Origin of the sequence: Rhizobium sp. PP-CC-3G-465, from assembly GCF_004343445.1 — a bacterium.
GTDB classification, from domain to species: Bacteria; Pseudomonadota; Alphaproteobacteria; order Rhizobiales; family Rhizobiaceae; genus Ferranicluibacter; species Ferranicluibacter rubi.
In genome coordinates this window covers 37583-51199 of sequence record NZ_SLYH01000014.1, presented here as the reverse complement: position 1 = coordinate 51199, position 13617 = coordinate 37583, and the positions used below count along the sequence as shown (strand labels likewise).

The 13617-nt window shown below is 52.3% G+C and carries 9 protein-coding genes and 4 pseudogenes; 3 read left to right on the top strand and 10 right to left on the bottom strand.

Annotated elements, in window-relative coordinates:
• The 5 genes and pseudogenes from istB to C8J33_RS23815 form a co-directional block, all read right to left on the bottom strand.
• Window positions 1-497 (bottom strand): annotated as a pseudogene (istB, locus tag C8J33_RS23835) (IS21-like element ISRel3 family helper ATPase IstB); the annotation flags it as partial.
• A pseudogene (locus C8J33_RS23830) lies at window positions 494-1150 on the bottom strand (Mu transposase domain-containing protein); the annotation flags it as partial. The pseudogenes C8J33_RS23830 and istB, both read right to left, overlap by 4 nt.
• Window positions 1151-1297: 147 nt before the next feature.
• Window positions 1298-2443 (bottom strand): response regulator, encoded by a 1146-nt coding sequence (locus C8J33_RS23825; RefSeq protein ID WP_132665583.1) that lies wholly within the window; start codon window positions 2441-2443, stop codon window positions 1298-1300.
• Window positions 2424-2882 (bottom strand): response regulator, encoded by a 459-nt coding sequence (locus tag C8J33_RS23820; protein ID WP_132665582.1) that lies wholly within the window; start codon window positions 2880-2882, stop codon window positions 2424-2426. Before C8J33_RS23820 ends, C8J33_RS23825 begins: the two co-directional genes overlap by 20 nt.
• On the bottom strand, window positions 2879-5893 hold the full coding sequence (locus tag C8J33_RS23815; protein WP_132665581.1) for a hypothetical protein: 3015 nt from the start codon (window positions 5891-5893) through the stop codon (window positions 2879-2881). Before C8J33_RS23815 ends, C8J33_RS23820 begins: the two co-directional genes overlap by 4 nt.
• Before the next feature lie 215 nt (window positions 5894-6108).
• Here C8J33_RS23815 and dinB point away from each other — a divergent pair.
• A pseudogene (gene dinB / locus C8J33_RS23810) lies at window positions 6109-6873 on the top strand (DNA polymerase IV); the annotation flags it as partial.
• 180 nt (window positions 6874-7053) lie between these two features.
• Here the strand turns inward: dinB and C8J33_RS23805 are convergent.
• Both C8J33_RS23805 and C8J33_RS23800 read right to left on the bottom strand, forming a co-directional pair.
• The gene (locus C8J33_RS23805; protein ID WP_132665580.1) at window positions 7054-8583 is read right to left on the bottom strand and encodes an HNH endonuclease; all 1530 of its coding nucleotides are present in this window, start codon (window positions 8581-8583) and stop codon (window positions 7054-7056) included.
• Between the two features lie 111 nt (window positions 8584-8694).
• The gene (locus C8J33_RS23800) at window positions 8695-9057 is read right to left on the bottom strand and encodes a hypothetical protein (RefSeq protein WP_132665579.1); all 363 of its coding nucleotides are present in this window, start codon (window positions 9055-9057) and stop codon (window positions 8695-8697) included.
• A gap of 368 nt (window positions 9058-9425) precedes the next feature.
• Here C8J33_RS23800 and C8J33_RS23795 point away from each other — a divergent pair, with 368 nt between their 5' ends.
• Together C8J33_RS23795 and C8J33_RS27170 are read left to right on the top strand one after the other, a co-directional pair.
• Window positions 9426-9809 carry a hypothetical protein gene (locus C8J33_RS23795; protein WP_132665578.1) on the top strand — a complete coding sequence of 128 codons (384 nt, stop codon included), beginning with the start codon at window positions 9426-9428 and terminating at the stop codon, window positions 9807-9809.
• A 180-nt stretch (window positions 9810-9989) separates the two neighbouring features.
• Entirely contained in the window at window positions 9990-10232 is a 243-nt protein-coding gene (locus tag C8J33_RS27170; RefSeq protein WP_165929872.1) for a hypothetical protein, read from the top strand.
• Window positions 10233-10748: 516 nt separating this feature from the next.
• Here the strand turns inward: C8J33_RS27170 and scpB are convergent.
• The 3 genes and pseudogenes from scpB to C8J33_RS23765 all read right to left on the bottom strand — a co-directional run.
• A pseudogene (gene scpB / locus C8J33_RS23780) lies at window positions 10749-11210 on the bottom strand (SMC-Scp complex subunit ScpB); the annotation flags it as partial.
• Window positions 11155-12210 carry a DUF1403 family protein gene (locus C8J33_RS23775; RefSeq protein WP_422039001.1) on the bottom strand — a complete coding sequence of 352 codons (1056 nt, stop codon included), beginning with the start codon at window positions 12208-12210 and terminating at the stop codon, window positions 11155-11157. The pseudogene scpB and the gene C8J33_RS23775, both read right to left, overlap by 56 nt.
• A 422-nt stretch (window positions 12211-12632) precedes the next feature.
• A complete protein-coding gene (locus C8J33_RS23765; RefSeq protein ID WP_132665576.1) occupies window positions 12633-13610 on the bottom strand; it encodes a TniQ family protein in 978 nt (325 codons plus the stop codon).
• Window positions 13611-13617 lie beyond the last annotated feature (7 nt).

Below are 13617 nucleotides of genomic sequence, written 5' to 3'. Positions count from 1 at the left end.
AAGCGAATGCGTTCCTGCAGCTTGCCTTCCCGTTCTGAACGGGCAAGCGAACCGATCAGATCGGCGAGCGTCGTGAAATACACGCTCTTTCCGGCATTGACGGCTTCGACGCCGAGCGCCGTGGCAAGATGACTCTTTCCCGTTCCCGGTGGGCCGAGGAAATGAACCGCTTCGTGACGGTCCACGAACCCGAGCTGGGCCAGGGTGAAAATGCGATCCCGGTCCAGCGAGGGCTGGAAGGTGAAGTCGAAGCCTGCGAGCGTCTTGATCGTTGCAAGTCTGCCCATGCGCAGGGCGGTCTTGATGCGGCTGTTCTCGCGCAGGGTTAGTTCCTCCGACAGGAGGATATCGATGGCCTCAAGGGCCGATAGCTCAGCATGCTCGAGGCGGCGCACGACATGGTCGAGAGCTTCCAATGCGCGCGGCATCTTCAGGCCAACGAGATCATGACGGATACGGTCGATCATCGACGGAATCGGGTCGAGGGTGGCGCTCATCGTCGGTTCTCCTGTGCCAGGACCTTGCCGACGGCATCGGAGAAGGCAAGCGATCGCTGCAGCACGGTGTCGCCGGCGGGTTTGAAGATATGAGTATCCTGCCGTCTCCCCGGCGCATGTTGAGGCTGAATGGGTCGCCGATGATCCGGATGAACCCGGCGCTGTTTACGGCCCTCCAGGACCGGGTGAGTTGCGATCAGCGTGCCGTTCTCGAAGATGCGGACCTCGTCGGCGGGGGAATGGACCTCAACCATTCGGCTTCGCGTGGCATCCGGAACGCTGTAGGTATTGCCACCGACGCTGACCATGCCCTCCCGCGACACGTGGCGCTCCAGCTTCAGAACGGATTTGAACGGTGCCAGCGGTAACGGTCGCAGGTGCGGTCGCTCCTCGGCAAAGGCTTCATTGACGAAGGGCATGGTTGTCGCATGCTTCCTCGGATTGGCGACGGTGTCCAGCCAGTGCCGGAGCTGGGCGTTCAGGTCGTCGAGATTGCGAAACGAGCGGGCCACGAAGAAGTCCTCGCGGATGTACCGGAACGGTCGCTCGACTTTGCCCTTGGTCTTTGCACGATAAGGTTTGCACGCCTTCGGGTGGAAGCCGTAGTGGCGTGCCAGGTCGATGAGTGCGCGATTGTAGATGACACCTTCCGTCGCTCGGATACCGGACCCTAGCCGACTATGCCGAGCCCATCTCCGCAACCGGCTCCAATGCTACGCAATATGGAGCTTTGTGTTTAAATATGACTATCGAAAACATTACGTCACTGACGCCCCACTATTTCCAACGCCTGCCCCTATTTAAGATTTAACCAGAAGTTTTCGAATGGCTTTTAGACAAAACTGCGCGGAAATATAGTTTCCGTACTCATGAAGATCATCAGATTTAGCTTCATCAGCCTTATCAACCACTACTTTAGCGCTAAACGCCCTCGTCCGTTGACCTGAAAGCTCGACCGCCCGATGGAAACCGAAGATTTCCATATCAATTCCCTTAACTTTGCGATGCTGTTCTTTAACAGCCGCTAGACGCTTGGCGCTTGCAATAACTGCCGAGCCACTTGAGAAAATGGCCATTTTTGGATTTGATTTCCTACTAGGACGTATAGAGCCATCGTACTCACTCTCCAGCTTTCGCAAGATATCGGTCTCATCCACGAGCTTCGCCAGTATTACCCTCGTATTTTCATCAACCACAACCTGATAAGGTTCATTCTCCAAACTCTCACCTATCCACTTTCCTGACTGATACTCCCAGCATATTTCTGTAACCAATAGCTGACCTAATGCAGCCTCCCCAATACCAGCACAAATTCCACTCAAAGCTACCACCTGAGGAGCATAGAGCTCTAATACTCGGGCAGTCATAGCAGCAGCATTTACCAGCCCCATACGCGGTAGAACAATAATGGCACCTTGATGCCCTTCTAACTCACAGTCCCAAATATCTAAGCCGTGGCGCTCTACACTCTCAATCTTAAATGTGGAGTCACCAATAAAGCCAGCTCTCTCCTCCTTGAGCGCAGTTAGAATGATGAAATCATATCTCCCTCTATCTCTAGCCTGTGCCAAAAAAATATCTAATGCCTGCGACCAAACCGTGATATTATCAAAATCATAGATTATGCATCCCCTAGCCGCAAAGAGATCACGGAATTCACGTGCATCTTCAGGAAATGCTGTAATTGCAAGTAGTGGAATTCTTTGGCGCCCAGAATAGTCGAGCATCTGTAGAATCTCAGCTCCAGAACTCCTGCGATCACCTCCTTCTACTCCCGGCATCCTGATATCTATAATACAGAGATCAAAGTCTCGTTCGCCGAGCGCCGCAAACTGCGATACGTTCGAAACCCGAAGAACACTACTGCCTTTAACACCACGGCTAATTAGAGCATTATGGATCACTCGGTACTTCTCATCAGTATCTTCAAAGACCACCACGCGCATTGACTACTCCCACTAAAGCGTCAAAAGACGCCTCCCATTTCGGCATATTGAATGAATACAATATACCACCAAGTATTTCTTGTTCGTATCGAGCTGATAAAACCTTTGCAACGTTTTGCAGCTTAACTTTCTGACCATTAACGATAACATCAGGATACTGTGTTACGATAATAATAGCAGATCTCCTACCAAGCGCCTGTAAGGTTCTTAATACTTCAACACCTCCAACAGCTTGCGCTACACTACCACTAGCCTTTGAATGTGTCGGGAGCGCCATATCCAAGACAATTAAATCGAAATTCTGCAACTCCGCTTCAATTACAGCTTCTCTCACTCCTTGTGCAACTGTCAATTGATCTTGCCGAACACCATTCTTATAAAGTCTATTTATAAGATCATTTTGTTTATGCTCTTCATCCTCTACAAGAAGAACTCTCATTCGGTATCCGCCTCCGTAGACTGGGATATTTCAACTGTTAAAACATATGAAATACGGCATTCACTTCCATCTATGTGATAGTCAACAGTTGAACGGCTCTCGCTAGTCTGTGTGATGTACCGAACTTTCTTTATTCCGGTATACCCTTCGCGCACCATGGAAGCGCCGAGATCATCGTCTTTGAAACTTTTTTCAAGCCGCAGTACATGAGCGTTTCTTTCGTCCGTATCTGCCAATGTCGATTTTACCGACACATTGAAACGAGCAAGATTTGATCCTTGCCTCACAATTCCTTCCACAGCTACTCTAACCGGAACATTCTCAGCTCCATATTTAAGAGCGTTCCTTATAAGTACAGAAAGGCAGTCGTACATTCGATGTACCGATAGGCCTTCCATCATAGTTTTTGAATATTCTCCCTCATAGACAATCAGCGGATCCTCAGTAAGCGGTTTGTCGGAAGCTTCAAACAATATGAGGTTACACAACTGTTCTGTATTAGCGCTAACAAACCCACTCTCAGGCTGACGAAACCAGCTAGCTAACCGCGTAAAGCGCTCATATACGGCATTTCTTAATTCGTGCCGCAATTCTCGCTGAGTAAGATTATCATATTGACCCAACCAATGATCCATCGAAGCAATAGCTTTATTTAAAAGTTCAACGCCAATATATTTTGCGGCCGATTTCAGCTGCGGATCAATTTCCACCCAACAGAAACGCATGAGCAGATCGTCGAAAAGATCAATACTTTTAGTGTTTTGTATCATTTTTCTTAATGCTACTAAATTATTTCGTGTCTGGTCATCGTCGAAGTTAAGATCAGATTTAAATATTCCTTTTGGCTTATTCTGCACACGAAATTGCAATATATCTCTTCGCATATCTTCTATCAGGTCTCGATACGAAGATTGCCACTGACGATACGATGCCATAAATTCTTTGTCGTAAGCCAGAAGCTGAAACTGCGATTTGCTTATTATCGACTCTACGCCGCCTCGCATCATACCTGTAAGTGTATTATGGCGGATACGTCTTCCTAAGTACGACTCAATTCCGAAATTCGTATTAGTACAAAATTGATGGAACGCGCTTTTTACAATCTCAAACAAAACATAGTCAAAAGATGCCAGGACTAAGATTTCCGCGACGTGTCCGCTGTTAGGGTTGGTTACTCTCACAGCGGTCAGTGCATCACCGCCGGATTCAATTATTCTTAGGTATTGTTGCGTATAAGCCGTAGGATTCTCCGTTAGCCATCGCTTCATAGCAAATCCATCTACGTACATGCGACTATCATCAAAATATTGCTGCAATTTTGATACCTGTCGCCTGGCCTCTATAGAATCCGCCTCTATAAAATACTCAATTCTTCCGCGGTTCTTTCCGACTTTCCTCAATATGTCCTGTCTTATTATGTCTGCTTGGTCGGGACTGGATACTAACCAGTACATTTTTTGAAGAGTCGATCTATCAAGGATTGCGAGCAAGAAGTTAGCTACTTCAGGCGAGTTTGGGAGAAGCCATTCGAAAAACGACTGAATACTTTTATTGTACTTTTCGTTTATAGTCCTTGATAAGTTTAGTCTAAACTTAAAATCGACATCGTCGCTGTTTGAACGCGATTTGTGCAGCGCGAGTGCTAGAACCGTTATAAGAGGGCGTGACCCTTCGTCGGCAGTCGCATAAAGACGCTCAAGTTCCATCTCGCTCATTAGAACGTCTAATCCGGTGGTGTGCTCAAATATAAAACGAATATCGTGCTGATCTAATGCTCTCATTTCTCGTGATTTTTTTAGAGCAACAAGAAAATATACCGTTCTAAGGAATTTACCACCTGTTTGTATATTATTATAATCTGTAGGTTTCTTGAATCCCAATAGGGCTTTACTGAGATCTTTTCGAGTTGGTATATTTATATCGGCGGTGTATGGCTCTATTGCTTCGGTACGCATTAGAAATCTCGGGCCAAGAACGCGATCTATGAAGCTACGATAGCTCGCGGGGCCAGGAAATTCTAAGAAAGCTATAGAACGCCTATAGAATACGAGGTCGGCCTCGTCTGGTTTAGCGTCGACGTATAAAGTGGTACTGTTGAATTCCGTTTCTTCAAACCTTTTAAATATCTCTATTATTTCCTTTGATGCGGTTTGCTGAATAGATCCGATGACGCTCGGCCATTGTTCGGAGAGATTCATAATTATCATTATTGAGACCACTTCGTCTACCATCGACATCGAATATGACTTTCTTAAGAAGCTACCGACGTCATTGGTGGATATTGGTACCGCTACTATATTGCTTAATGGTAGCAACTGACGAAAATCGTCTCTGATATGTTTTTTTATAAGCTGTACTCTTCCGGCCATTCCGTTAAATAGCGGAAAGTCAAGGTCAATCGCTTCAAGAGCTGAAAAGAAGGGAATTGAGTATTTTTGCTGATTAAGTTTATCTGCAATTCTATTTAGATGGGGAGAGATATTAGCGTCGTCTGCATCACGCGCCGCAATATATGCGATTTTTTTCGCGAGAAAATTAGATGCGCCCCATCGCTCAGCTATTACCTCGAGCGCCGTAAGAGCGTCGTCGCCAGCAGCATCAGTAATGGCAGATAGAAGACGAATTGCGCCGACGATTTCTTTAACTTCACTTGCCCACCCATTGAGGTGACCAATTACGAAGGCTACCTCATTTTCAACTGGGATTTCTTCTAGCGAATGGATTTGGAGCAGGGAGCGGTAAGTCTCACTCTTCCCCTTAAATGGGAAAGCGCCTTGATGGCCTATTAGCATCTCGGTCGCAACTGAAAGATCCTTTCCCGTCGCGGCGCGGCGCAGCAGGTTCATGTTGGTGCTTGAGAGCTCCGTATTTTTCTCAGCAGAGAGAATGCCACGTATCAGGTTTCTTACATCTTTATTTTTTATTTTTTTAAGATATAGAAATGTAAATCTCTGGTCGGCCCGTTTTACTGCATTCCTCTGGAATGGTGCGCGTTTTCGGGTTGTTGGCATTGCTGATACCTTTTGTGTGGGCGCGTATTCGCGTTTTGCATTGGCAGTGTGATTTCACACCTAATGACTATTTAGCTTTCGCAAATTTTGTACCTCATTTTCCTTTAGGTTGCACATGGTACTTTAAGCTAATTCCTGGTGTAGTAGGGAAGAATATCAGGCCCTTCTCTAGACGCTTTGGTGCCTGTATTTCTCACCGTTGACGAAGTTTGGCTGATGAGGCCTATCTCGATGTGACCGAGAACCTCAAGGCTATGCCGATCGCAACCGAGATCGCTCTGGAGATCCGTGCGAAGATCAAGGCGGTGACCGGCCTAAACGCATCCGCCGGTATTTCCTACAACAAGTTCCTTGCGAAGATGGCTTCCGACCTCAACAAGCCCAATGGCCAGGCGGTGATCACGCCAAAGAACGGGGAGGCATTCGTCGAGGGGCTCGCCGTCAAAAAATTCCATGGGATCGGGCCGGCGACCGCCGAGAAGATGCACAAACTGGCGATCGAGACCGGCGCAGACTTGAAAGCACAATCGCTGCAGTTTCTGTCACAGCACTTTGGGAAATCTGGTCCCTATTTCTGTGGCATTGCGCGCGGGATAGATGACCGTCAGGTGCGGCCCGATAGGGTCAGAAAATCCGTCGGCGCCGAGGACACGTTTGTGCAGGACATCGAAGATCTCGATCTTGCCACCTACGAGTTGAAGCCGCTCGCGGAAAAGGTTTGGAGTTACTGCGAGGCCAAAGGTTTCAGCGGCAAGACGATTACCGTCAAAATTAAGTATTCCGATTTTACCCAGGCGACCCGGTCCAGGAGCAACGGCCTTCCTTTTGCCAACTGCAACGACGTTCTTGTAACCGCTGCGGGGCTGCTGGCGACCATCTATCATTTCAACCGCTCCGTACGTTTGCTCGGCGTGACCCTGTCCTCGCTGCCCAGTAAGGATGTTGTCCACGAGGAACAACCGCAGCTTGGACTTGATTAATGATCAGGGATCGTCAGAGAGAACCATAAACCGTGCCAACAGCTCGCATCCTCGTTATTGATCTCGAAACAGCTGGTAATGGCGCAAACGACGTTTGTGAGATCGGCTGGCACAAGGTGGTTCGCGGTGATGACGAACGATGGGCCGTGATCAAGGAGCGCGGCGCGTACTTGGTAAAATTCAGAGCTCATCTGCGAAGAAGCGTGGGACCTGGCCCTCGCCACCACAAGTCCAGCAAAAGTTTTCGCGTCCTTTACAAATGGGGCATCTGACGAATTTGTAATCGTTCGGATCAACCTGATCCGCTTGCCCCCTCTCCATCGAACCCTCCCCTCCGCATGCCCGACAAGGTCGATCATTCCAGTTCCCGGATCCCTTGCAGATGACGCATTTTACGCGTTGATAGGCACGCAGATCGACCGTATCCGCATCTTGGCGTGTCATATGACGATCTCCGCCGCAGGCTCGGCAATCCTCGCCCTGGAATTTCCCGCTGCCTTCACAAAGCGGGCAATCAATAAGCTCATAGTCGCGGACGTCAATGCGATCGGCATCTTGCCGATCCATTCGACCGTCGCCACCACAGGGGTGGCAAGTGTATCCATGCAAACTACCGGTGCCCTCGCATACCGGGCAATCGACCTCCTCCCAGTCCCGTGTGTCGAGCTGGTCAGCGTAACGTTGCTCCATTTCGCCGTCGCCACCGCAGGCAGGACAATCGTCTCCCCGGAAATGCCGTGATCCGTCACATAACGGGCAATCGACTAGAGCATATCGACTGAGATCGATAGATGCGGCCTGCGCCTTCGTGAGCTCAGCTTCGCCCCCACACTCAGGACAATCCATTTGCCGATAGTGGCCGCGCCCTTCGCAAAGCGGGCAATCCACATAGCCGGCTCTCTGCGCATACTCTTCTTTGACCTCTACTGCGAAGGTGAGCGTGGTTTGCAGGTCTTTTGTTTCTGTAGAGCTTCCGGCCAGCGCTTTGAATTTAGGCTTCATGGCCTCGAATGCTGCGTAGCCGGGGTCCTGCTTGGATGTAGGGGCCATCGTCGGTACAGCGACCAAGACTTTCGTCGCCAGTTTCTTGATAGAGGCGCGCTCCTCCGCGCTTGATGCTGCTCCAATCTGCAGGTTGAGGCTTTCACAGGCTTTGAGAATGGTGAAAAGGCTACCTGTCACCTCTGCCTGAAGTTCCCATACGGCGCGGCGGTAATAGGTCAGAACGTGCTTGAACGATTTGACAAAGGCAGCGTTCTCGGCCTTAGGCCCATAACCATGCTTGTCGAATTTGGTATGATGATTAGCGCAAAGCCAAATCAGATTATCAGGATGGTTGTTCTTCGAACTCGCTACAGGATCAATATGGGCGGCTTCGCACGAATTGGCGTTCCCATGGCATATTGCGCACTCACCGTGCGCTTCTTCTTGAATTTCCGATTTGATACCTGAAGGTACGGGCGGGCGATCACCGTTCTTCGAAGGCCATGGCAAGCTCAGCCAATCGTTGAAGCCTTCAAGCTCGGCCCGATCGAAGAAATATCGCTTCTTGTACTTCCTCGCTTTTAGCTTGCGGTTGGAGGCGTGCTTAGGCGCATAGCTTACAAACCACTTCAGCAGCGTTGGCGACATACCCACCAGCGATGCTGCTTGAAACTCGTTCAGTTCATCTATCGCCACTTTGGCGGGAGCGGGAAGCTTCTTCTTCATGACCGGTCGCACTGATTGATAGGCTCTCGAAGAAATTAACCTCGCTGGCCGCGAAGCTTTAGAGAGAGAGTGAGAGAGAGAACGGCGTCTGGACTGTCAAACGGTTGGTGACTACTCGGCAGAAGGCGGGCTTTCCACAGGCAGCTGCGTGCCGACGTCGGCTTCCAGCGGGTGGTGCTTGTCGAGATAGACAGACGCACCGCGCAAGAGCGCATCGTAGAAAAAAGCCCCCTTATTATCGAGGCTGTGCTTGATCCGATACTCTTTCGCCTCTGCATACTTTTTCTCTGAAAGGGTTAGTGTGCAGTTGAACTGATCGGGACCTGCGAAATTTCGCACGACGTGTGTCGAGCTGCTGAGCGCCAGATCGACGAAGTGCTCAAGAACCCTCCCCTTATTATCGTCCCGTCTGATCTTCGCGATCCTTACGGCATCATTGACGCCAGCAGGCACCTTGCAGTTCAACTTCGCCATCTTCTTTTCCTTGGCCATTTGGCGGTGCCGCTTTTCCCATTTTATGAGAAATGCACGCTATCTGAATTTTGGGAAAAATCAAACTCTGCGAATGCTCAGAATTTTTGGGAGAAATTGTAGTCCTCTGACGCAAGTGAAAGCCGGAAAGAGAGGGAAAATTTGCAGGCCCGAGGCTTCAGTGATACCTTGGAGGTAGAGCAGATTGAGAGGTCCCATGAAGACGGAAAAATCAGCGAAGATTGAAACTGAAGAAAGATATCTGACTGATTTTAAACGAGAATTAGGATTGCAACTCACTTCAGCTGACGCTATTATCCGTGACAGCAGCGATCGAAAAGAGCGGTTGCAAGCTGAGCGCGCGAGGATAGATGATGCTGTCCGGAGAAGCAGGAAATTGGTTAGGTGAATACGGGGCCGCATTGGCCGACGGAAGCTGGCGCGCTTGGTTCGCGATTGTATTCGTACCGTTGGCATTCTGGGTGTTGATCACCGCCGTTCGCGCAATTGCTGGCGAGTACATAAAGCGGTTCTGGTTTCAGCAAGTGCACCCGTTCGAAATCGAGCGCCTGCAAGCTAAGCTTAATGAGAGCATACGCGTGAACGCGGCAGAAACCACCGAGCTTTCGAAATTCAGAGACGCAGTCGGAGCTTTGCTCTCCGAGAATAGCCGGCTTCAAGGAGAAGTCATCAGACTTAGGCTTGAGCTCTCAGCTATACAAAAAAACGCCAATGCTCTGGATATAGTTGCGTAAGCAGATTATAACGTGATTATATATTACGGTTTTTGGGGCCTGACTATTACTGCTGGAGTGTATGGCCGGCAATCCCTTCACACCCCTGGGTGGCAAGACTCACACGGAGAGCCGCTTTGGCGGGCTTACGCAAAACTGGTAGGTTCACCTCGTTACCATCCGTAATGCAGCGGGCAGACTATGGCATTTGGTGATGCGCTCGCCGAGAACCTCAACGACCCACCCATGGTGCCGCTCAGGAATGAACATTCTGGCGCCAACCAAACCATTGAAAATCAGATTTCCGACGGCAGCAGTTCCCAGGTCGGAGACAACACGCTCGGAGCAAAGAATGTCAGCCGTCGTGATGATCTGCATGGACGTGAACCGCTCGCCGGCGATCCGCTGCGCTTTGCGCTCGTCGATGACAACGGTATAGCCTAAGACGGCTCCGGATGCGAGCGTAGCCGCTTCACCGTCATCCAAGGTCTTTGCTGCACTTCCGCTAACAAGGCCAGCGAAAAGATGCTCAGCCGATACCCCCGAGCTGAATATGCGAGAGGCAGAAAACGAAGTCGTTCAACTCCTAAAAAAGCACAAACTAGGCACTGCTGAGGGTCATTTGGCTCGGGCAATGTCTGCCTTCTAGAGAGGCGAGTGGTCAGGCGCAAACGGTGAGCTTCGCAACTTTCTTAAAAGCTATTTCAATGAGATTGCCCTCCTAACGAGCTGCGATCCAACGTTTGACGGCCGACAGATGCGAGACTTTCTAGGCGGAGGCGTCACGCGCCGTTTCTCTTGGCAGACTACAACGAGTGGACTCCTGATGGCAAAAAGTCTCCATTCGTCCAAGCACTCCTGAGCCGAATGCATCCGCACGGCGGCCATCCTGGGCTGTCTGAAGAAGAGGACGCGACCTTCAGACTTCAGATAAATTTAGTGACCGCAAGACCGTTTCTTCGTCGCCTGTCTGATCTCCTTGCCGAAGGTTTTTGAAAGTTCGCCGCGTGTTACCGGCTGCAGCGTGGCGATCGCCATCAGGACGGCTGCCTCCTGGCGAGATAGCGTCGCCGCCAGTGACCGCGTCTCAACCGTCGATGCACGATTGGCATCGGCATAGACGCTACGGGTGCGATGCTGCCAGCCGCCAGCTACGGAAACGAGTTCATAGGGCCGCCCGACCAGATCCTCCCGCAGATCGTCGATCAGCAGATCGATGGCGCAGTCCTTGCCAATGACACGGGCCAGCGTCTCGCGCGTGACGGGATCGGCGGACGCAAAGATCACAGCCTTGACCCGCATCATCCATTCCCGCCAACGCAACGCCGGCGGCAGATCCTCAAGTTCCCGGTCAAAGGCAAGACCGTCATCCCGTTTTCGCGCGCGTGGGCGAGACGCTGCTCCTGTGTTCGAGCCTGCCATCGTCAAAGCCCATGGATCCGAAACGTGCTGCGGCCGGAAAGCTCCCGCACAGTACCGGAGGCCTCCAGCCGCTCGAACATGCGCCGGCTAGCCCAGCGCGAAAGGTCAGCGCCCGGAGCGGGACGCCGACACCGCATCCTCCTCCAGCAATCGGTGGATCACACCCTCCCCGCCTTTCGTGCGGAGTTTTGGTGCCGCCGTCACGAGCTGCCGGGTGCGCCGATCGATCTCGCTCACCGACTGCAATGCGGCCCCCGCGCCCTCGACCAGCGCCAGACACACCGCACGCGCAAAACCCGGTTCGCCCGGTCGCACCCGCCCGCGGCCGCAAAACGTGCGGAAGGCGGGTCCGCTGCGCTGCGCCATCAGGAGAAACAAAGACCGCTGCCAGCCGAGCCGTTGCGCCATCAACCAGGTCGACCACGCCGGCCAGGCGATCGTCCCAGCGCAGCGAGAGCAGCGTGGCGAGCTCCTGGAGGAACGCGGTGTTCATAGGACCTTCGCGGGCGCCGAGCTTCCTGTAGGCGGAATAGCCGTTTCCGGCCGGCCCGAGATCACCGGCGTCCGAGGACAACAGCATGGCGTCGCGCAGCTCGGCTTCCCCCTCGGTGCGCCCCGTCAGGCGCACGGCGGCAGCGGCGGATCGAAGGGTCAGACGCGCGCGCCAGCAGCCCGCCCACACCGGCTCGCCGCGAACCAGATCATCCAGCGTTTTCAGGACGATGCCGGCTGAGAAGGCTGCTTCGCTTTCCGTCTCGACAGGCCGCAGTGATACGGACCATGACGGCAGAATGAGGCCGGGGGCAGTGGCAGAAGCGACCGGTATGTTGCGCGAATCCATGAGAGAAGCGTAGCTGATATGTGCGGATGATGCCATCGAAAACCAATCAATCCGCACACACTGTCGCTCTGTAATAACGTCCGATAACGTTGACTTATCGGACGTAATTGCCGTTATAAAGAAATGGCCAAAATCATCGAGCAGAACACCGAAATTCACGTCGAGAAGACCTCAGCGCCGTCTCTCAGCACGGCTGGGCATGATGTTTCAGCGCCGCAGGTATCGGGCGGAAGCCCCCTCCCCTTGTCAGCTGACCGGAATTCGTGAGACTCGGCCGTCATCAAAGCGGTCCTGTGCAACGCCATCCTCCGCAGACGCCCGCCCAGCGTTGCTATGGCTCTGATCTTATTCATTTCTTCGACCTACTGGTGCAGAGAAGCCTGTTGTCGCTCAGTCTCACAATTAACGACTCGGGCGCGTCTCACCAATTCCGTGCAAGGCAAACCAAAGGCGTCCAAATGGAGCATCCCGTTAAATTTTGGCGCCCCTCCCCTGCGCTTCGTGGGCCGGAAAGATGCGGCCCCCTTAATTTCGACCATAGATGACTCAGGGCGAGGCTTGGCATTTTTCCATCCATTGGGTCATCCTTGCCTGCGAAAGCCGCTGTACGGCCATTTGTGGGGGTCGGAAAATCTCGCTTTCTCATCTTTTGGGGTGGTCAGGCCGTCTCTTCCGCTGGTTGATGACCGGCGGTCGATAGTGTTGCGGATTGCCGCCGGCCATTGGTCAACCAACGTCGCTATCTTCGTTCGGGAATGCTCATCGGAAGCTTTCAGCATGCGAGCGATCATTTCAACCGGATCCTTCAAGAAGCGGGCGACGCCGATGGCAAGCGCGTACCGTTCCGCCAATGGCGCAGCCGAAAGCTGGGTGATGTCCGAAGGCAGTTGCTGATCATAGATCGGCACTGCGACCCTGAATTCCGGCACCACGATCGTCAACGCGGGGCGTCGGAAGTGCTTTGATCGGACCAGATGTTCGTGCTGACGCGGCGACGGCAATCTTGCCAACTCCCACGGCGCCGCTGGTGAAGCTTTGCGGACCGGCGACAGCAGCAGTGACAAGGCCAACTCGACGGGCGCCGCGACGATATCCTTCTCCATTGCCCATCGCGTAAGTATCTCCCCTCCCCTGCGCGCTGCCCAAAGATCGGCCAGAGCGCTGACACCGCGGGTGTCGCGGCTGAATAGAGGCTGACGATGTCGCTCGCACCAGAAGGAAAAGGCGAACGACCACGTTCTGAGCCGTGGCGGTCTTTGCATGCCCTGCGAGCAAACAGGGCAAATCTCCCCTCCTTTCCACCGAAGCAGATTGCGATAGCGCGATGGAAAACCATCAAAAGTCATAGCGAACAGGCGCACCACTGAACTGTTTGTTGCGACGGCGATGCGCTCTATGTCTTGCAGCACGGGCTCTCTCTCAAGCTCCAGCGCGGGTCGAGCCCACCCGACATGCGCTTGCAGCTCACCCAAGGACACAAGATAGACATCGGCGATCCGCTCCAACCAGGAGCTTAGCCGCTCATCGGGGAAAGGCGGCGGCACGATAGGCAGTTGCACTCTCCCC